Source organism: Parapedobacter lycopersici (assembly GCF_024643285.1).
Lineage (GTDB): Bacteria > Bacteroidota > Bacteroidia > Sphingobacteriales > Sphingobacteriaceae > Parapedobacter > Parapedobacter lycopersici.
Window position 1 is genome coordinate 22,996 of record NZ_JAMSLW010000007.1, and the last position, 18,345, is coordinate 41,340.

14 protein-coding genes are annotated in these 18,345 nt (G+C 49.3%); 11 read left to right on the plus strand and 3 right to left on the minus strand.

Annotated features, from left to right (window positions below; all coding sequences use genetic code 11):
* Positions 1-104: 104 nt before the first annotated feature.
* The 11 genes from NEV57_RS14390 to nrdF all read left to right on the plus strand — a co-directional run bounded on the left by NEV57_RS14390 (position 105) and on the right by nrdF (position 13,352).
* Entirely contained in the window at positions 105-1,571 is a 1,467-nt protein-coding gene (locus tag NEV57_RS14390) for an ATP-binding cassette domain-containing protein (RefSeq protein ID WP_257659041.1), read from the plus strand.
* A gap of 38 nt (positions 1,572-1,609) precedes the next feature.
* Positions 1,610-3,118, plus strand: a complete 1,509-nt coding sequence (locus NEV57_RS14395; protein ID WP_257659042.1) for a 2-isopropylmalate synthase — start codon at positions 1,610-1,612, stop codon at positions 3,116-3,118.
* A gap of 35 nt (positions 3,119-3,153) precedes the next feature.
* Positions 3,154-4,551, plus strand: a complete 1,398-nt coding sequence (gene leuC / locus NEV57_RS14400) for a 3-isopropylmalate dehydratase large subunit (protein WP_257659043.1) — start codon at positions 3,154-3,156, stop codon at positions 4,549-4,551.
* Between the two features lie 5 nt (positions 4,552-4,556).
* Positions 4,557-5,153, plus strand: a complete 597-nt coding sequence (gene leuD / locus NEV57_RS14405) for a 3-isopropylmalate dehydratase small subunit (protein ID WP_257659044.1) — start codon at positions 4,557-4,559, stop codon at positions 5,151-5,153.
* 7 nt (positions 5,154-5,160) lie between these two features.
* Entirely contained in the window at positions 5,161-6,711 is a 1,551-nt protein-coding gene (locus NEV57_RS14410; RefSeq protein WP_257659045.1) for a hydroxymethylglutaryl-CoA lyase-like TIM-barrel protein, read from the plus strand.
* Between the two features lie 36 nt (positions 6,712-6,747).
* Positions 6,748-7,830: a 3-isopropylmalate dehydrogenase gene (gene leuB / locus NEV57_RS14415; protein WP_257659046.1), complete on the plus strand. Its 1,083-nt coding sequence runs from the start codon at positions 6,748-6,750 to the stop codon at positions 7,828-7,830.
* Positions 7,831-7,839: 9 nt separating this feature from the next.
* Positions 7,840-9,087: a threonine ammonia-lyase IlvA gene (ilvA, locus tag NEV57_RS14420; RefSeq protein ID WP_257659047.1), complete on the plus strand. Its 1,248-nt coding sequence runs from the start codon at positions 7,840-7,842 to the stop codon at positions 9,085-9,087.
* A 347-nt stretch (positions 9,088-9,434) separates the two neighbouring features.
* The gene (locus NEV57_RS14425; protein WP_257659048.1) at positions 9,435-9,671 is read left to right on the plus strand and encodes a glutaredoxin family protein; all 237 of its coding nucleotides are present in this window, start codon (positions 9,435-9,437) and stop codon (positions 9,669-9,671) included.
* A 55-nt stretch (positions 9,672-9,726) separates the two neighbouring features.
* Positions 9,727-10,137, plus strand: a complete 411-nt coding sequence (gene nrdI, locus NEV57_RS14430; protein WP_257659049.1) for a class Ib ribonucleoside-diphosphate reductase assembly flavoprotein NrdI — start codon at positions 9,727-9,729, stop codon at positions 10,135-10,137.
* Positions 10,094-12,199 carry a class 1b ribonucleoside-diphosphate reductase subunit alpha gene (gene nrdE, locus NEV57_RS14435; protein ID WP_257659050.1) on the plus strand — a complete coding sequence of 702 codons (2,106 nt, stop codon included), beginning with the start codon at positions 10,094-10,096 and terminating at the stop codon, positions 12,197-12,199. Before nrdI ends, nrdE begins: the two co-directional genes overlap by 44 nt.
* Before the next feature lie 169 nt (positions 12,200-12,368).
* Positions 12,369-13,352, plus strand: a complete 984-nt coding sequence (nrdF, locus tag NEV57_RS14440; RefSeq protein ID WP_257659051.1) for a class 1b ribonucleoside-diphosphate reductase subunit beta — start codon at positions 12,369-12,371, stop codon at positions 13,350-13,352.
* A 46-nt stretch (positions 13,353-13,398) separates the two neighbouring features.
* Here nrdF and NEV57_RS14445 read toward each other — a convergent pair whose 3' ends face one another.
* The 3 genes from NEV57_RS14445 to NEV57_RS14455 all read right to left on the minus strand — a co-directional run bounded on the left by NEV57_RS14445 (position 13,399) and on the right by NEV57_RS14455 (position 18,334).
* Entirely contained in the window at positions 13,399-15,810 is a 2,412-nt protein-coding gene (locus tag NEV57_RS14445) for a TonB-dependent siderophore receptor (protein ID WP_257659052.1), read from the minus strand.
* A 14-nt stretch (positions 15,811-15,824) separates the two neighbouring features.
* Positions 15,825-16,526 (minus strand): DUF4198 domain-containing protein, encoded by a 702-nt coding sequence (locus NEV57_RS14450; protein WP_257659053.1) that lies wholly within the window; start codon positions 16,524-16,526, stop codon positions 15,825-15,827.
* Positions 16,527-16,891: 365 nt separating this feature from the next.
* Positions 16,892-18,334, minus strand: coding sequence for a Gfo/Idh/MocA family protein (locus tag NEV57_RS14455; protein ID WP_257659054.1), 1,443 nt, complete (start codon positions 18,332-18,334; stop codon positions 16,892-16,894).
* Positions 18,335-18,345 lie beyond the last annotated feature (11 nt).

Below are 18,345 nucleotides of genomic sequence, written 5' to 3' on the forward strand. Positions count from 1 at the left end.
GGACCGGTAAAAGCAGTGGCTGAAACCGGTCCGGGTATTGACACCTATAGAAAGCGACACATTGCATATCAACGCCATTTTGCATAAATTTGTAACGTATAATAATGACTGATCCGGTCGTCCATATCGCTCAATTAAATCTGCAGTATGCACATGGCGTCGTATTGGATCAATTGGACTGGCAGCTCCTCCCTGGCGAATGCTGGCTCATCGGCGGGAAAAGCGGATCAGGGAAGAGTGTCTTTGCGAAATCGGTAGCCGGCCTTGAGGAAACAAGTGGTACTATCCGGATCAAATTCGACCCCCTGTCATTATTGCCTCCCCGCGTACTTTACGTATCCAATTGGTATCAATTTACCAATTTGGAAGGGAACCGTAATTTTTACTATCAGCAGCGTTATAACAAACAGCAAAAAAACGATACACTCACGATTTATGCAGAGCTGGCAGCTTATGCTAAATCCGAGAACCTCTCCATGGGGGACCTGGAGCAATACCTTGAACTTTTTGGATTCGTTGACCTGAAAGCTACCCAGTTGATTGAACTCTCCAGCGGCGAACACAAAAAATTGCAATTGATTAAAGCACTGTGGTTAAAACCTCAGCTGTTAATTGTTGACGAACCGTATACTGGATTGGACAAGGCATCACGTCAAAAGCTGAATGGCTTTTTCGATGCGCTTGCCGCAGATGGTGTACACCTTGTGCTCGTTACGAACGAAACGGGCCTCCCTCGTTGCATCAACCGGTTTGCCGAAATTGAAGGGGGCAAGCTCAGGCAGGTAGACTCCGTGCAAGCCCTGTCAACAGATTTCAATCGTATCCCCAGGGCGCTGCCGTCATTCCTCCGCGAGGCACCGGCATTATCCGCCGATATCATGGTCGAGATGGAGAATATCCATGTTCGTTATGGAGAAAAGACCGTACTGAAAGGCATCGATTGGACAGTTCGTGCAGGTGAAAAATGGTTGCTCCAGGGCCACAATGGTTCGGGAAAATCAACCTTATTAAGTCTAATCACGGGCGATCATCCGCAGGCGTATGCCAATCACATCCGGCTTTTCGGTCATCGCCGCGGTAGTGGTGAAAGTATCTGGGAGATCAAGGAACGTATTGGTATCATCTCTCCCGAACTGCACTGGTATTTTGATAAAACGGCCCGCGTATGGCAGGCTGTTGCTTCGGGCTTCTATGACAGCATCGGCCTGTTTAGGCAGGTCAGCTATGAAAAGCAAGAGCAAATTGATCAGCTGCTGGATTTCTTTGAGCTCACTGAAGATAAAAACCGGCTGATTACTACGTTGCCATTGGGAAAGCAACGTTTGGTATTGCTGGCCCGGACCATCATTAAAAACCCGCCGTTGCTGATATTGGATGAACCTTGCCAGGGACTCGACCATACACAGACAGCGCTTTTCAATGCGGTGGTCGATGAACTGTGTGGCTTCGGAAAGACGCTGATCTACGTTGGTCATTATGAAACACAGTTACCCAGCTGCCTGGAAAAGAAAATAGTACTGGAAAAAGGCGAAGTCCGAGTAATAGAAGAGATTAACGAGCTTGCCTATTAAGCAAGCTATCCTAACGCATAACAGAAAAACAGCTTATTATGTTGCACGATCCTAACCGCATATACGTTTTTGACACCACCCTCCGCGATGGGGAGCAGGTGCCCGGTTCACAGTTGACCACCCCGGAGAAGCTCATCATCGCAGAGGCGCTAGAGACTTTGGGTGTTGATGTCATTGAGGCTGGATTCCCGATTTCAAGTCCCGGTGACTTCAACAGCGTCGTTGAAATATCCAAGTTGGTGACCAATCCGACTGTCTGCGCGCTTACGCGCGCAAACAAGGGCGATATTGATCGTGCTGTCGAAGCGCTGAAATACGCCAAGCATCCTCGGATACACACGGGCATTGGGTCTTCCGACATGCATATCAAATACAAATTCAACAGCACCCGCGAGGCCATACTCGAACGGGCTGTGGAAGCGGTTAAATACGCCAAAGGTTTTGTTGAGGATATTGAGTTTTATGCAGAAGATGCCGGCCGTGCCGACAATGAATATCTTGCTCGCATGATCGAAGCGGTTATCGCCGCGGGGGCAACCGTCGTAAACATACCGGATACCAATGGCTACTGCCTCCCCGAACAATATGGTGCCAAGATCAGATACCTCAAGGAACACGTCAAGAATATCGACCAAGCCATTATATCCGTGCATTGCCACAATGACCTGGGGCTGGCGACGGCAAACAGCCTTTCGGGACTGCAAAATGGCGCACGGCAGGTAGAGTGCACCATTAACGGCATTGGCGAACGCGCAGGCAATACGTCACTCGAAGAGATTGTAATGGCGCTGAAGGTTCACCAGACACTTGATTTACATACCGGCATTAACACCAAGCAACTGTATCCGCTCAGTGGTATGGTGAGCCGTATGATGCGCATGCCGGTACAGGCCAACAAAGCAATCGTTGGCCGCAATGCCTTTGCACACAGTTCCGGCATACACCAGGACGGTGTGCTTAAGCACCGCGAGAACTACGAAATTATGAACCCCGAGGACGTCGGTATCGACCAGTCCGAAATTATACTGACCGCCAGAAGCGGCAGACACGCACTGAAACATCACCTGGAACGGCTGGGATATGCCATTGACCGGATTGACCTCGACCAGGTTTATCAGCGCTTCCTGGAGTTGGCCGATGCAAAAAAGGAACTCAAAGACGACGACCTGCTGCAGCTCATGGGGCGCAAAACCGAAGAAAGTTTCAAAAATGGACTTGCCATCAACGCCTTACAGGTAACCACAGGTGATCAGGATACTCCGAAAGCAACCATTAAACTCAGCTATAATGGCGTGGAACACACGGCTGTAGCCACGGGTAATGGCCCCGTGAGCGCTACCATTAAAGCCATCGAAGAGATTACGGAAAAACAAATTGAAATAAAGGAGTTTAACATCCACTCTATCCACGGAGGCAGCGACGATGTCAGTAAGGTGGATATGCGCGTGATATACGAAGACAAATCTTATATGGGTTATGGCTTCAGCACGGATATCGTGCGGGCATCTGCAAATGCCTACCTCGACGCATTGAATAAGTTTATTTAGGGCAAAAAGCAAAAGCATAAACAACAACTATAAAAATGAGTAAGACATTATTTGACAAAGTGTGGGATGCACACGTGGTACGTAAGATTGAAGGGGGGCCGGATGTATTGTTCATTGATCGTCACCTGATCCATGAGGTGACCAGCCCTGTGGCATTCCTGGGATTAAAAAGCCGGGATATCAAGGTACTTTATCCAGAGCGCACATTTGCTACAGCAGATCATAACACGCCGACCATTAATCAGCATTTACCGGTGGAAGATCCCCTATCTGCTAATCAGTTAAGAGCACTGGAACAGAATACCGCTGAATATGGAATCCGGCATTGGGGCCTTGGCCATTATAAAAACGGGATTGTGCACGTGATCGGTCCGGAAAATGGCATTACGCAGCCCGGGACGACCATCGTATGCGGGGACTCACATACGTCAACGCACGGTGCATTCGGTGCCATTGCGTTTGGTATCGGTACCTCGGAGGTAGAAATGGTTCTTTCCACGCAGTGCATTATGCAACCCAAGCCAAAAAAGATGCGCATCACTATCAACGGCAAATTGGGAACGGGTGTGCTGCCCAAAGACGTGGCATTATTTATTATTTCCAAATTGACCACATCCGGAGCCACAGGTTACTTCGTGGAGTATGCCGGTACCATATTCGAACAGATGAGCATGGAGGGCCGGATGACCGTCTGTAACCTAAGCATCGAGATGGGAGCACGTGGCGGCATGATTGCGCCAGACCAGACCACATTTGACTACATCCAGGGCCGCGAATACAGCCCTAAGGGTGCAGATTGGGACAAGGCCATGGCATACTGGAAAACCCTCAAGACCGATGCTGGCGCAACATTTGATAAAGAACTTACATTTGACGGGTCTGAAATTGAACCGATGATTACCTACGGTACCAATCCAGGCATGGGAATCGGCATCACGAAAGACATACCAGACGCAGACGCCGTGGAAGGAGGAAAAACCACCTATGAGAAATCGTTGGGTTATATGGGCTTCCACGAAGGAGAGGCGATGGTAGGCAAAAAAATCGACTACGTGTTCCTGGGAAGTTGCACCAATGGCCGTATCGAAGATTTCCGTGCTTTCGCCTCGCTGGTTAAGGGAAAACACAAAGCGGACGATGTGACGGTATGGCTCGTTCCCGGCTCGCATGTCGTTGAACAGCAAATCAAGGAGGAAGGTATTCTCGATATCCTTACCGAAGCCGGCTTTACGCTCCGTCAACCGGGCTGCTCCGCATGCTTGGCAATGAATGACGATAAGATACCGGCCGGAAAATATGCCGTAAGTACATCTAACCGGAATTTTGAGGGAAGGCAGGGGCCAGGCGCCCGGACGTTGCTGGCCAGCCCATTGGTAGCCGCAGCTGCAGCCGTAACAGGAAAAGTAACCGATCCGAGAACTCTTTTACAATAAGAAAAATGGCATACGATAGTTTCACGATATTAAAAAGTACAGCGGTTCCCCTTCCGATTGAGAACGTGGACACCGATCAGATCATCCCTGCACGCTTCCTTAAAGCGACCGAGCGGAAGGGTTTTGGAGATAATCTTTTCCGCGATTGGCGGTACCAATCGGATAATACGCCGAAGGCCGACTTTGTGCTGAACGATCCGACCTACAAAGGAAAAATATTGGTAGGTGGTAAGAACTTCGGTTCGGGATCGTCCAGGGAACATGCGGCCTGGTCCATATACGACTATGGATTCCGCTGCGTTATCTCCAGTTTTTTTGCCGACATTTTCAGAGGCAACTGCCTGAATATAGGCGTATTACCAGCACAAGTAAGTGCTGCATTCCTGGAACGGATATTCGCCGAAGTCTACGCCAACCCGGATACGGAGCTGGAAGTTAACCTGTCCGAACAGACTGTAACACTGCTGGCAACCGGCGAAAAGGAGTCTTTTGAAATCAACAGCTATAAGAAAAGCAACATGATGAACGGCTTCGATGATATTGATTATCTGCTGAACATCAAGACCGACATTCAGGAATTTGAGAAGTCTCTTCCGCTTTAAATACGATATGGAAAGCAGAAGCATAGAAATCATGGATACGACACTGCGCGACGGAGAACAAACGTCGGGGGTGTCGTTTTCGGTTTCCGAGAAGCTGACCATCGTAAAATTACTGCTCGAAGAACTGCAGGTAGACCGGGTAGAGGTTGCCTCTGCCCGCGTTTCCCAGGGTGAGTTTGATGCGGTAAGGTCCATTACGGACTGGGCTACCGACCAGGGCTATATCGATCGGATTGAAGTGCTTTCTTTTGTTGACAACGGCGTGTCCATTGCATGGCTGGAACAGGCGGGGGTGAAAGTGCAGAACCTGCTGACCAAAGGATCTTTGAATCACCTGACGCATCAGTTGCGGAAAACTCCGGAACAGCATTTCAGCGAAATTGCCGCAGTCATCGCAAAAGGCCTGGAAAAGGGCATTGCGACTAATGTGTACCTGGAAGACTGGAGTAACGGCATGCGGCACTCCAGTGACTATGTCCTGCAGTATCTTGACTTTTTATCGCAGCAGCCGGTTAACCGGATCATGTTGCCCGACACGCTCGGGGTACTTACCCCCACGGAGACATTTGACTACATCGCTACCCTGCGGACACGTTTTCCGGACGTCCATTTTGATTTCCACGCGCACAACGATTACGACCTGGGTACTGCAAATGTATTAGAGGCGGTAAAAGCGGGTGTCAACGGCCTGCACCTGACTGTCAATGGCATGGGTGAGCGGGCCGGTAATGCCCCGCTGGCAAGCGCAGTGGCAGTTATCAATGATTTTTTGCCGGCTGCAACAATCGGCATCAGGGAATCTGCAATCTATACGGTCAGCAAGCTGGTCGAAAACTTCTCCGGCGTACGCATACCGGCTAATAAGCCTATTGTGGGCGATAATGTATTCACGCAAACGGCCGGGATACATGCAGACGGCGATAATAAAAAGAACCTCTACTTTAACGACCTGCTTCCCGAACGGTTTGGCAGGAAACGCAAGTATGCACTTGGAAAGACATCAGGGAAGGCGAATATTGAAAAAAACCTCCAGGAACTTGGCCTTAAACTGAACGAGGAAGACCTGAAGAAAGTTACCCAGCGGGTCATTGAGCTTGGCGACAAGAAAGAGAACGTGACCATGGAGGACCTCCCCTATATCATTTCCGACGTACTGACAACCAAAGTACATGAAGAACAACTGCTGATCGAATCCTATGTGCTGACACATTCGAAGGGACTCCGCCCCTCGGCTACCATTGCCATACGGATAAATGGCCAATTGTTCGAAGAGCATGCACAGGGGGATGGCCAGTTCGATGCCTTTATGAATGCCCTGACAATGGCTTATGGCAAAAACAACACCCGCCTGCCGGACCTGGTGGATTATAACGTGCGCATTGCGCCCGGAAGTCGCTCAGATGCGTTGTGCGAAACCACCATCACCTGGGCAGCCAAGCATAAAACATTCACGACGCGGGGGCTGGATTCCGACCAGACGGTCAGTGCAATTAAAGCCACACAGAAAATGCTGAACATTGTACTGAACGTGAAACAACTGGAAACCACACCCGTTTAATTTTTGATCTTTAATTTTTTGACTGTATAATATATTATGAAACTGAACATAGCGCTATTGCCGGGCGATGGTATCGGCCCCGAAGTTATAGGACAAGCTGTAAAAGTCGTAGATGCCGTCGCGGCAAAATTCGGGCATGAGGTCAATTGGACATTTGGGTTAACGGGCGCTGCAGCAATCGATGCTGTCGGTGAACCGTATCCGGACGAAACACATGCCGTTTGTATGGCTGCAGATGCCGTATTATTCGGCGCCATTGGCCACCCACGTTACGATAACGATCCCAAGGCGCCGGTGCGCCCGGAACAGGGATTGCTGAAAATGCGCAAAAAGCTGGGGCTGTTTGCCAACGTCCGTCCTACATTCACCTTCCCGTCCCTCATTGATAATTCGCCCCTGAAAAGGGAGCGCATCGAAGGTACGGATCTGGTGATTCTGCGCGAACTGACGGGTGGTATCTATTTTGGTGAACGCGGCCGGAAAGATAATGGCGACACGGCGTTCGATACCTGTACCTACACCCGCGAAGAAGTGCAACGCCTGGCCAAACTTGGATTCGAGATGGCAATGAACCGGCGGAAAAAATTGTGCTGTGTGGATAAGGCCAATGTATTGGAAAGCTCCCGTCTGTGGCGCGAAACAGTACAGGATATGGAAAAGGATTACCCGGAAGTAGCGGTAAGTTATGAATTTGTGGATGCGGTAGCGATGCGATTGGTACAATGGCCAAGTGCTTACGATGTGCTGATCACAGAGAACTTATTTGGAGACATTCTGACCGACGAGGCTTCGGTGATTTCGGGATCAATGGGCCTGATGCCCTCTTCCTCCATTGGCGTCCACACTTCGCTCTTTGAACCCATACACGGCTCATACCCACAAGCGGCAGGAAAAGACATCGCCAACCCGCTGGCAACCGTGCTCTCGGCAGCCATGATGTTTGAAGATGCGTTTGGCCTGAAAGAGGAGGCTGAACTCATCCGGGCGGTTGTCAATAAGTCACTTGCGGAGGGTATCGTAACTGAAGACCTGGCTGGCAAAAATAAAGCTTATAAAACCAGTGAGGTGGGCGATTGGCTGGCCACGAATATCGGACAGCCCAACCTGATTGTTACGTAAACCGGCTTTATGAGCACCCCGTCAATGAAACAGGCGATCACGGCCGCTTACGAACAGTTAAAAGGCGTGGTTAATCACACGCCGCTGCAATACAGCCAGCGGCTGTCGGAGAAATACCAAGCGGCTATTTACCTGAAGCGTGAGGATTTGCAGGTGGTACGTTCTTACAAGTTACGGGGTGCATTTAACAAAATAAGCAATCTTTCCGCGTCAGAGCGGGAAAAAGGCGTGGTCTGTGCCAGCGCCGGCAATCATGCACAAGGTGTTGCTTATTCCTGTAAAAAACTGGGCATCAAAGGGGTCATCTTTATGCCGGGGCCTACACCCAAACAGAAGATCGACCAGACCGTCATGTTCGGCGAAGGGCATATCGATATCGTTTTGCATGGCGACACATTTGACGACTGCCAGGAAGCCGCAATAGCCTATTCCACGGAGCAGCGCATGGCTTTCATTCCCCCTTTTGACGACTCCGCCATTATCGAAGGACAGGGCACAGTGGGCTTGGAAATCCTGCAGGATCTCCCGGACACGGCCGTCGTAATTATGCCTATTGGTGGGGGCGGCCTGGCCTCTGGCACGGGTTATTACCTGCGGCATTCCATACCGGACATTAAACTGTTCGGCGTAGAACCCGAAGGGGCTCCTTCCATGAAAGCGGCGCTGGAGCATGGCGGGCCAATAACCCTCGCCGATATTAATCGCTTTGTCGACGGTGCCGCTGTAAAGCGCGTGGGCAAGCTGACATATCGCTTTTGCAGCGACCTGCTCGATGATCTACGGCTGATCCCCGAAGGTAAAATATGCAGCACCATTCTGGAGCTGTATAACAAGGATGCCATTGTAGCCGAACCGGCGGGCGCACTTTCCGTAGCTGCGCTGGATTTTTATAAAGAAGAGATCAAGGGCCGGAATGTAGTGTGTATTGTAAGCGGAGGCAATAATGATATCGATCGGATGAGCGAGATCAAGGAGCTTTCACTGCTGTATGAAGGCCTTAAGCATTATTTCATTGTGCGTTTCCCCCAACGGCCGGGAGCACTTAAGCTTTTCGTCAACGAAGTACTGGGCCCACACGATGACATTACACGTTTCGAGTTCATCAAAAAAACACAACGTGAAAGAGGTCCGGCGTTGGTGGGAATTGAGCTTCGGAATGCTACCGACTATGCCGCGCTGGTACAGCGCATGCGCCAACACCGGTTCGATTTCAAAGAGGTAAATAGCGATCAAACCTTATTTGAATATTTGATTTGATGGCCCATCAACACACCGTACAAACGGGTTGTGTAACCGGGGAAATGATAAGAAGAATAAGGTATCAATAAGCATACCGAAATCAGGAGATTCTTATTCACATTTTTCAAGCAAACCCGCAAGACACAGCACTCAACACGCTGACAATAAAATGGTTAATACAGCTACCCCCTATGCCGTTTTTCCACATTGTTAATAATTCAACATCTGTTGATAACAATTGCTACCATCAGCAATTTAAATAGTTGATCTTTGTTTGAGGCTGCCGGATTTATCCACATCACCCAGCAGAACCCATTAAAATTTGCTGAAGTCCGGAAGGTATTGAACATTAAATTTTTACCGCTATGACAAGGATTATTAAATTCGAAAAAAACGATTGTGCCCCCTGCAACCAGGTGTCGGAATACCTCGACCGCAAAGGCATCAACTACGAAAAAGTCAATCCATTTGACAAGCCGGAATTAGCCATCCAATATAAGGTCCGTACCGTACCGACGGTCATTGTGCTGTCCCAGGGTCAGGAAACGCAACGCATCATCGGATTTAAACCAGAAGAACTGTCAGCATTGGCAGCCGAATAATCTGCCCGATCGTGAAAGTTTAGCAGGAAGATGAATACTAAAGAACCGGATGGGCATGGAATGGATTTATTACGACAGTAAAACGGGTAACGTAGAGCGTTTCATCCAAAAGGTGGCAGCGTTGACGGGCTGGCACGTAAAGAAAATACAACCGGGGATGATGGCCGAACATGCGGGTCATCTGGTGACATTTACCACACGCTTCGGCGAAATTCCGGAAACAACCCGGCATTTTCTACAGCAGGCACAGGCATGCCTGCATTCCGTATCCTCAAGCGGAAACCGCAACTGGGGCCAGAATTTCGGCCTGGCCGGCGACCGGATCGCTGCGGAATATGGTTTACCCCTGGCTTTCAAGTTTGAGCTATCGGGAACCATGGAGGATGTAAAACAGTTTATTGACATTATAGCAACAAAATATTATGGTAACAAACGAGGTAGCAAAGAGCTGGATTTTGCTCAATAATGAAATCATGGTCAAACATGATGACGAGTTTAGCCTGCATAAGGATAAGGAAGCTGTACGCGCCTATTTTTTGGAATATGTAAATAAGAACACAGTTTTCTTTTACACGCTCAAAGAAAAAATAGACTACCTCATTGAAAACAACTATTACATCAATTTCTACGAGTGGTTTACCTTTGAGGAAATGGAGCGGGTATACCAGTACATCGCTGGCAAAAAATTCCGCTTCCCCTCGTTCATGAGTGCATTCAAGTTTTTCCAGAGCTACGCCCTGCGCGATGACTCCGGCGAAAAATTCCTTGAGCGTTACGAAGATCGCGTGGCGGCAGTTTCGCTGTTCCTTGCCCGCCATGAAGGGATTGACCACGCACTGCAATATGCCGAATTACTCATTAACCAGGAATATCAGCCGGCTACCCCTACGTTCCTTAATGCCGGAAAAAAACGTTCGGGAGAACTGGTGTCCTGCTTCCTCGATGAAATCGGAGATAACCTCAATGGCATTGGCTATGCTGTGGACTCTGCCATGAAACTATCGTCCATTGGCGGCGGTGTATCTTTCAATATTTCCAAAATCCGGGGCCGCGGTGAAGCCATCAAAGGTGTGGAAGGACGTGCCGGCGGTGTGTTGCCCATCATGAAAATCCTTGAAGATACGTTCTCTTATGCCAATCAGCTCGGGCAGCGCCCCGGCGCCGGTGCCGTATACCTGAATATCTTCCATTCGGACATTGAGGAGTTCCTGGACTGTAAAAAAATCAATGTGGATGAAAAAGTCCGCATCAAATCCCTCTCTATTGGTGTTATTATTCCGGATAAATTTATGGAGCTGGCGTCGAAAGATGAACCCTGCTACCTCATTTACCCGCACACGGTTATGCAGGAATACGGCAAGTACCTGGATGAACTGGATATGGATGAGATGTATGATGAACTGATTACCAATTCCAAAATCAAGAAGAAAAAGGTCAATGCCCGTCACCTGTTGGTTAAAATTGCCCAGACACAAAAAGAGAGCGGTTACCCGTATATCTTCTTCAAGGAAAATGCCAACCGGCAACACGCATTGAATGGCATCGGACACGTAAAATTTTCCAACCTCTGTACGGAGATTATGCAGGTATCTGAAGTTTCAGACATCAATATTTACGGCCAGCAGGATACAATCCGTTATGGTATTTCCTGCAACCTGGGCTCGCTCAATATTGCTACTGTCATGGAAAACAAACGCATTGAGCAAGCGGTAAAGACAGCCATGCGTGCTCTCACGATGGTAACGGATGTTACGGATATTGCTATGGTGCCGTCCATCCAGAAAGCAAACCGTGAATTGCATAGCGTGGGTTTAGGCGCCATGAACCTACATGGTTACCTCGCCAAAAACTTCGTCATGTACGAAAGCGAAGAGGCGCTGGATTTTGCCAACGTGTTCTTCATGATGATGAACTTCTACTCCCTGCAGGCTTCCATGGAGATTGCCCGCGAACGGAAAAGCACCTTCCAGGGATTCGAAAAATCGGCTTATGCCGACGGCAGCTATTTCGATAAGTACATTACCCGGGATTACTTCCCGACCACGATTAAGGGTAGCGAACTGTTTGACGGCGTGGCCATCCCTACCAAGGAAGACTGGAAAGTGTTAAAACAGCAGGTACAGGAACACGGAATATACCATGCGTACCGCATCGCTATTGCGCCCAACCAATCCACTTCCTACATCATGAATGCTACGGCCTCCGTGATGCCCATCGTGGATACGATCGAAGTCCGGGAGTATGGCGACAGTACGACATATTACCCCATGCCGTATCTCACCAATGAGAATTACTTCTACTACAAGTCGGCATACGACATGGACCAGATGAAAGTACTGCGGTTAGTTTCAGTGATCCAGCGGCACGTCGATCAGGGAATCAGTACCATTCTGCACACCAATTCGAAGGATACCACACGGGATCTGGCCCGCTACTATATTTATGGCCATAAGATGGGATTGAAGTCGTTGTATTATACACGTACCCGTAAATCAACCATCGAAGAATGCGTGTCGTGCTCGGCATAAGCGGGCGCCGTTACCAATTTTGTTATTACTATAACCAATAAGAAAGCGTTAAGTTAATAAGTTAATTAAAGAATACAGCCGATCGAATACGAAGCCATGCTTGAACACCAAGAATGGCTTCGTATTCTTATCTAACATCAGCTGGCCACCTTTATAATTTCAAGTGGATATGAAACAATACAAAGCAGTCAACTGGAATGAACCGGACAACGATTATGCGCTCATGTTCTGGGAGCAGAATATCAAACAGTTTTGGATCGATACCGAATATATCCCATCCAAGGATATTGACAGCTGGAAAGCACTGTCTCCGGAAATGCGGGAATGTTATAAGAAAGCCCTGGGCGGCCTTACGCTCCTGGACACGCTGCAGAGCAATACGGGAATGCCCAAGATCATGGACCATATCGATTCGCTCCAAAACAAATCGGTATTGGCCTATATGTGTATGATGGAGGCGATACACGCCAAGTCGTATTCCACTATTTTTACTACCGTGGCTACCTCCCGGGATATTGAGGATATCTTTAACTGGGTACAACAGAATAAATACTTACAGTTCAAAGCTTCGCTCATTGACAAGCACTACCGTAAGCTGGAGAACACAGATATCAGCAAAGAAGACCTGTTTATGGGCCTTTCCGCTTCCGTTCTTCTGGAGTCGTTTTTATTCTACAGCGGCTTTTTTATCCCGCTATGGCTGTGTGGCCAGGGACACATGGTCGCCAGCGCAGATATCATCAAAAAAATTATTGCCGACGAGTCTATCCACGGGGTATTTGTGGGCTTGCTGGCCCAGGACGTTTACAAGAAGTTACCCAATCCGGAGAAATCAAAAGAAAAGCTGCTGGAGTTGCTCAACGACCTATATGAGAATGAGCTGAAATATACCGAAGAAATCTATACCGAAGTCGGGCTTACCGCAGAGGTAAAAGAGTATGTCCGTTACAACGCCAACAAAGCGCTGATGAACCTCGGGTTCGAACCTACCTTTGAAGTCAAGCGGGTAAACCCGATCGTACTGAACGGCCTTAGCGTAGAAACAACCCAGCACGATTTCTTTTCCAAGAAATCAACCAATTACGAAAAAGCCACCGAAATCGTCCACCTGAGGGATGATGATTTTGTTGTAGACACTTCTATTGCTGTATAAGCGCAAAAATAAAAGGGGGCTTAGAAAAAAGCCCCCTTTTATTTTGTTAAAATTTATACCCTATACTGAGCCTCAAATTACGAGGTGTTTCCGACTGCCAGTAAAATGCATTATTCCAGGAATAATAAGAACCCGTGTATAGGTATTCATCCAATACATTAAACATATTGGCAGTAATCCGGAGCTGATCATTTTCCCAGAACAATCCGGCGTCTAGCTTGAAATAATCAGGTAGTCGCACGTCACTTTCGTCCCAGTTATCCGTCTTGCGGTCCCACAACCGGGTAAAGCCGGCTGCAGCCCCCACATTTTTGAGCACACCCCGCTGAATCCGGTACGTTAACCAAGCGTTGGCCGTATTGGCTGCGTATCCGAATAAATCATCGCCCACTGCGTAGTCTACCACTCCTTCAGCCACTTGGGTTACTTCAGCATTGGTGTACGCATAATTAGCGACCAGATCAAGGCCAGGTGCCAGGCGGCCATGCACATCCACTTCAATTCCCCGTGCAACTTTTTGTCCCAACACAATACTGTACCCTTCGGCAGGCGGCCGGTTCGGATCAGGTGTCAGCTCATTTTCCCGCAGGATGCGGTACACCGACAGTGATGTATTCCAAGCTCCTTCCGCCCAATCGCGCTTAACGCCTAACTCCTGATTGTTACCGGTAATCGGCTTTACTTTGCCTTGGCCAAATATCCTACCCGATTGGGGTACAAAGGCCTGATCATACAGCGCATAAACGGCGGTATGCTTATCGACACTCCAGCTCAGTCCAACGCGTGGTGTAAAATGGCTGGCCTTATCAGGCGCCGTGCCCCAGGCACTTTGGCTGACCGATGTATAACGCCCGGCAAGGGTAAGCCGGATCCGGTTGTCCCAAAAGCCGAGCTCATCCTGTATATAAATACCTTTGTACTGTTGGGTCATCGTACCACCGGCCAATACCGCCCGTGCTTCCAGACTGGTTGTCCGGTCAAAAACAGGGTAGCCATTTGCCGGCACGCCCAAATTGGGATTATAGACATCAAACTCCCCACCATTTGCAGTATCCAGCGCATGGCTTTGCGCCCAATCGGCCATATAGTTCTTTTTCCCGACATCAATACCCACCAGAATCCGGTGACTTACCTTTCCGGTTGTCAGCTTCCCATTGGCAAATACCTGTCCGAGGCTCATTTCGCTGAATGCGTCCCAGATATCGACACCACGGATAATCTTTCCGTCATTCGTCATTTCATTTTCAGGCCACAGGGAAGACCCCACCTGGTCGTATAAAAGATAGTAGCCCTGGGCGGTTATCCGCCAATTCGTATCAATATCATGCGTGAGATTCACCAGGAAGGTCTGATCCGTAATGTTGGTGGGCTCCAATCCTGCAGGTACCATCGAAAAGTTGCGGGGTAGGCTCGCATACCCACCGGGAGTCGGGCCGAACACATAATAGGAACCCACATCCGACATGTTCGCATACTGCAGGGTATACTCTGCGGTTATCTTGGTTTTGTCGTCCACCTGATAAGAAATTACGGGTGCCGCCACGTACCGGTTGTCAAACTCATTGGGGCGATGTGAGCCTTTTGTCTGGGCCGACGCATTGAAACGGTAAAGCAGTTTGCCACTTTTACCGATCCGGCCATCCAGGTCCATTGCTGCCCGGTACAGATCGTATTCGCCAATGGTGAGCGTCGCCTCTCCCCGGGTTTCCCCAGTGGGCTTTTTAGTTACCACGTTATAGGATCCGGAAGGCTCCCCATTGGCTAGCATAAAGCCGGCCGGCCCCTTAATAAACTCAATATGGTCCACAAAACTCATATCTTCCGTCAATGGCCCCCAGTACGATGCCACCACATTAAATCCGTTGCGGAAAGCCTGTATCTGGGTACCCCTCATACTAATATTCGTGTATAAATTCCCCCAGTGTTCCAACCGCACAGCACCACTCACATTCCGGATCAGGCCATCGCTCATGCTGATCACTTGCTGATCGGCCAGTGTTTTATTGGATACGATCTGTATATTCTGAGGTATTTCAAGCAGGGGTTCATCCAGGCGCAGGGTTGGCGAAGGTGTTAACATATTGTAGTTTCCGCGATCTTTACTGATCAGCACTTCTTCCAGTTGTTCGCTGGTTATGTTAATGATGAAATCGTGCACATAATGATTAGCCGCTTGGACAACAATGTCCCTTGACTGTTTGCCCATGCCCAGCGCACTCACTTCCAGCGTTAGCGAACCTATTTGATTTAATTCAAAACGGTAATATCCGTCATCATCGGTTTGGGTACCTATGCGGGCTCCTGCTACGGAAACCGATACATGCCCAGCAGGAAGACCGTTGGACGTTTTCACATGGCCCGTAATCACGGTCTGCCTGCCATCCTGGGCATGGCCGGAGTTAAAGCAGGCAAAGAAAAGCAGAAAAAATAAGCCGATAAACTGCGTTGTTATTTTCATGGTTTCAATCGGCGTTAATCGATGAACATATGGTAAGTGGATATGCGGTGAAGATGTTCAAAACCGTCACCTGTTACCTCGGCACTGTGCAGCGCCTCCACAAGATAAGTTCCCTTACGGTCCGGGACAAAGGAAAAAGAACCATTACCATCTGTCTGGAATGTTTTGCTCCAACCGTTTGGCGAAAATACAGTAACCTCCAGTTCCTCAACTGGTTTACCATCCAGTCGGGCATGTACGTCCACTGGTAAATTTACCTGCGGCTCGCCTGATGGATCAGTAAATACGCGGAAGTCCGCCATCACACCCTCTGCAACATCCAACGTATTACCCACCGTTACCACTGCGGTACCATTAAACTGGTACTTATGCCCCTCAAAGGTTTCCGCTACCGGTTTCGCGATGCTCAACGTGTAAGCGCCACCCGTTTCCGGTGTAAATGTAGCAATGTAGTAATCTGCCTCTGGTGTGGCGGTCAGTGTCCGGCTGCTGCCATCCGGAAGGTGGAGCTGTAGCACAAAGGTGCCCACGTCCGACCACCATGCCGTCGTTTTATCCGGTGTAGCCGCTGCAGGCTCCCCATAATAGATCCGTACTTCGTGCGCTGCACCGCGTTGGCCGGTTGAACTGGTTTCTATCCACAGGGCATGTGCCTGAACCTGAAGGGCAGTGCATAGGCTGCCTGCCCAAATAAGCATTACATAAATGGTTTTCATGATGATTGAAGTATTAAGATTAAACGATAAAATGCGCGATGGAGGTTGCCCCCGATATGCAGCAGCATATCGGGATAAAGGCACACAGGTGTAATTTCAAGGGCAGAAGCTACCCCCGTAAGCAAAATTTTTTTATTTTGCATGGCTTTAAATGCTAACCGTATTTAAAAGCACCCGCTTAATCAGCGGAACCGGCCGCACAGTTCGCACCTGTGCGGCCTCTTCATTGGGGACAAATATAATTAGTTGTTTATAATAAGTCTAAATAATTCTTATTTAATTGAAGAAGCCACATAACTGCAGGCAAAAAAAACAGGATACCCAATGGGTATCCTGTCCGATGAATATGCGCCTGTCTTTCCGCTTTATACGGCTGGCAACTCCCAGCCTTTCCGATACTCCCGCTTCACAAACCGGTTGACCTCGTCAAAGTTGGTTACTCTCATGTTATTATTATCCCAAAGGAGTTTCAGGTTCCTGCCGGGATAACGGTTGTCGATACGCACGTCCGATCCCCTGATAGCCAGATTTGCCATTAGCAGTGCCTCCGTGAGCGGGCCGCTAATTTCAAACGGCGCACTTACGGTTTTATTTCCATACCCGGCAATACAGGCTTCCACCCACTGCGCATAGTGACCCTCTGCACTCCCCGGCACCCGTTCGTACTTCACCGGCAACCGGTGCTGCTCCGTCAATGAGGTAGGCAGCAGCCGGGGATTTTCCGCATAGCACCCCGCCATCATTTTGCCTTTTGTGCCAATAAAGAGGATGCCATTGCCACCATCGCCAAACACTTCGTTTGCGCCCAGTTCTTCAGGCCGTTGAGGCTGTATACCGCCATCCATCCAGTGAATGGTCACATCGCCTTTGGTTTTCGCTGTTTTGGGGAAGGTGAGTACCGCATAGCTCGAGGGTGGGCAGCTCTCAGGAAAATAGCCTCGCTTGAATTCATCTACATAAACCGTTCCCACGCTGGCCTGTACGTCTTTCACGTACTGCAGACCCAATATGCTAAACGGTGCCTCCATTATGTGGCAGCCCATATCACCAAGGGCTCCGGTACCATAGTCCCACCAGCCACGCCAATTAAAAGGCACTAATTTATCCACGTAATCTTTATAGGGAGCCGTGCCCAGCCAACGATCCCAATCGAGTTCGGCCGGTACCTCTGCCCGTTTTGCCGGCCACTGAATTCCCTGGGGCCACACGGGCCTGTCGGTCCAGGTATAAATCGTATGGACATCTCCCAATAGGCCGGCGTCAAACCATTCCCGCATAATACGCACGCCGTCGCCCGAAGCACCCTGGTTACCCATCTGGGTAACCACCTTATATTTCTTGGCTGCGGCAGTGAGCGCCCTTGCCTCAAAAATATCATGGGTCAGCGGTTTCTGTACATACACATGTTTGCCCAGCTGCATGGCCGGAAGTGCATGGATCGCGTGGTTATGGTCGGGCGTTGACACAGACACGGCATCAATATGTTTGTGCTCCTTGTCCAGCATCTCCCGGAAATCCTTATAGTATTTCGCATTGGGGAACCGTTTTACGGAACCGGCCGCCCGGCGGTCGTCCACATCGCACAGGTAAGCAATCGTTGCCTTTCCGCTGTCATGGAAATTTCTCAGGTCTGACTCCCCCTTCCCGCCAACACCGATACCGGCAATAACCAGTTTATCGCTGGGCGGCACATACCCCGCTCCACCCAGTACATAACGGGGCACGATCATAAATCCGGCGGCAGCGGCAGTCCCCGTTTTAATAAAGTCTCTCCGGGATTTTCCGGATTGATTCTTGTTTTTTTCCATGTCAACTCGTT

What these genes read in the sequence shown, in the direction of transcription:
- NEV57_RS14390 (WP_257659041.1), top strand. Translation starts at nt 105, where the DNA reads ATGACTGATCCGGTCGTCCATATCGCTCAATTAAATCTGCAGTATGCA.
- NEV57_RS14395 (WP_257659042.1), top strand. Translation starts at nt 1,610, where the DNA reads ATGTTGCACGATCCTAACCGCATATACGTTTTTGACACCACCCTCCGC.
- leuC (WP_257659043.1), top strand. Translation starts at nt 3,154, where the DNA reads ATGAGTAAGACATTATTTGACAAAGTGTGGGATGCACACGTGGTACGT.
- leuD (WP_257659044.1), top strand. Translation starts at nt 4,557, where the DNA reads ATGGCATACGATAGTTTCACGATATTAAAAAGTACAGCGGTTCCCCTT.
- NEV57_RS14410 (WP_257659045.1), top strand. Translation starts at nt 5,161, where the DNA reads ATGGAAAGCAGAAGCATAGAAATCATGGATACGACACTGCGCGACGGA.
- leuB (WP_257659046.1), top strand. Translation starts at nt 6,748, where the DNA reads ATGAAACTGAACATAGCGCTATTGCCGGGCGATGGTATCGGCCCCGAA.
- ilvA (WP_257659047.1), top strand. Translation starts at nt 7,840, where the DNA reads ATGAGCACCCCGTCAATGAAACAGGCGATCACGGCCGCTTACGAACAG.
- NEV57_RS14425 (WP_257659048.1), top strand. Translation starts at nt 9,435, where the DNA reads ATGACAAGGATTATTAAATTCGAAAAAAACGATTGTGCCCCCTGCAAC.
- nrdI (WP_257659049.1), top strand. Translation starts at nt 9,727, where the DNA reads ATGGAATGGATTTATTACGACAGTAAAACGGGTAACGTAGAGCGTTTC.
- nrdE (WP_257659050.1), top strand. Translation starts at nt 10,094, where the DNA reads ATGGTAACAAACGAGGTAGCAAAGAGCTGGATTTTGCTCAATAATGAA.
- nrdF (WP_257659051.1), top strand. Translation starts at nt 12,369, where the DNA reads ATGAAACAATACAAAGCAGTCAACTGGAATGAACCGGACAACGATTAT.
- NEV57_RS14445 (WP_257659052.1), bottom strand. Translation starts at nt 15,810, where the DNA reads ATGAAAATAACAACGCAGTTTATCGGCTTATTTTTTCTGCTTTTCTTT.
- NEV57_RS14450 (WP_257659053.1), bottom strand. Translation starts at nt 16,526, where the DNA reads ATGAAAACCATTTATGTAATGCTTATTTGGGCAGGCAGCCTATGCACT.
- NEV57_RS14455 (WP_257659054.1), bottom strand. Translation starts at nt 18,334, where the DNA reads ATGGAAAAAAACAAGAATCAATCCGGAAAATCCCGGAGAGACTTTATT.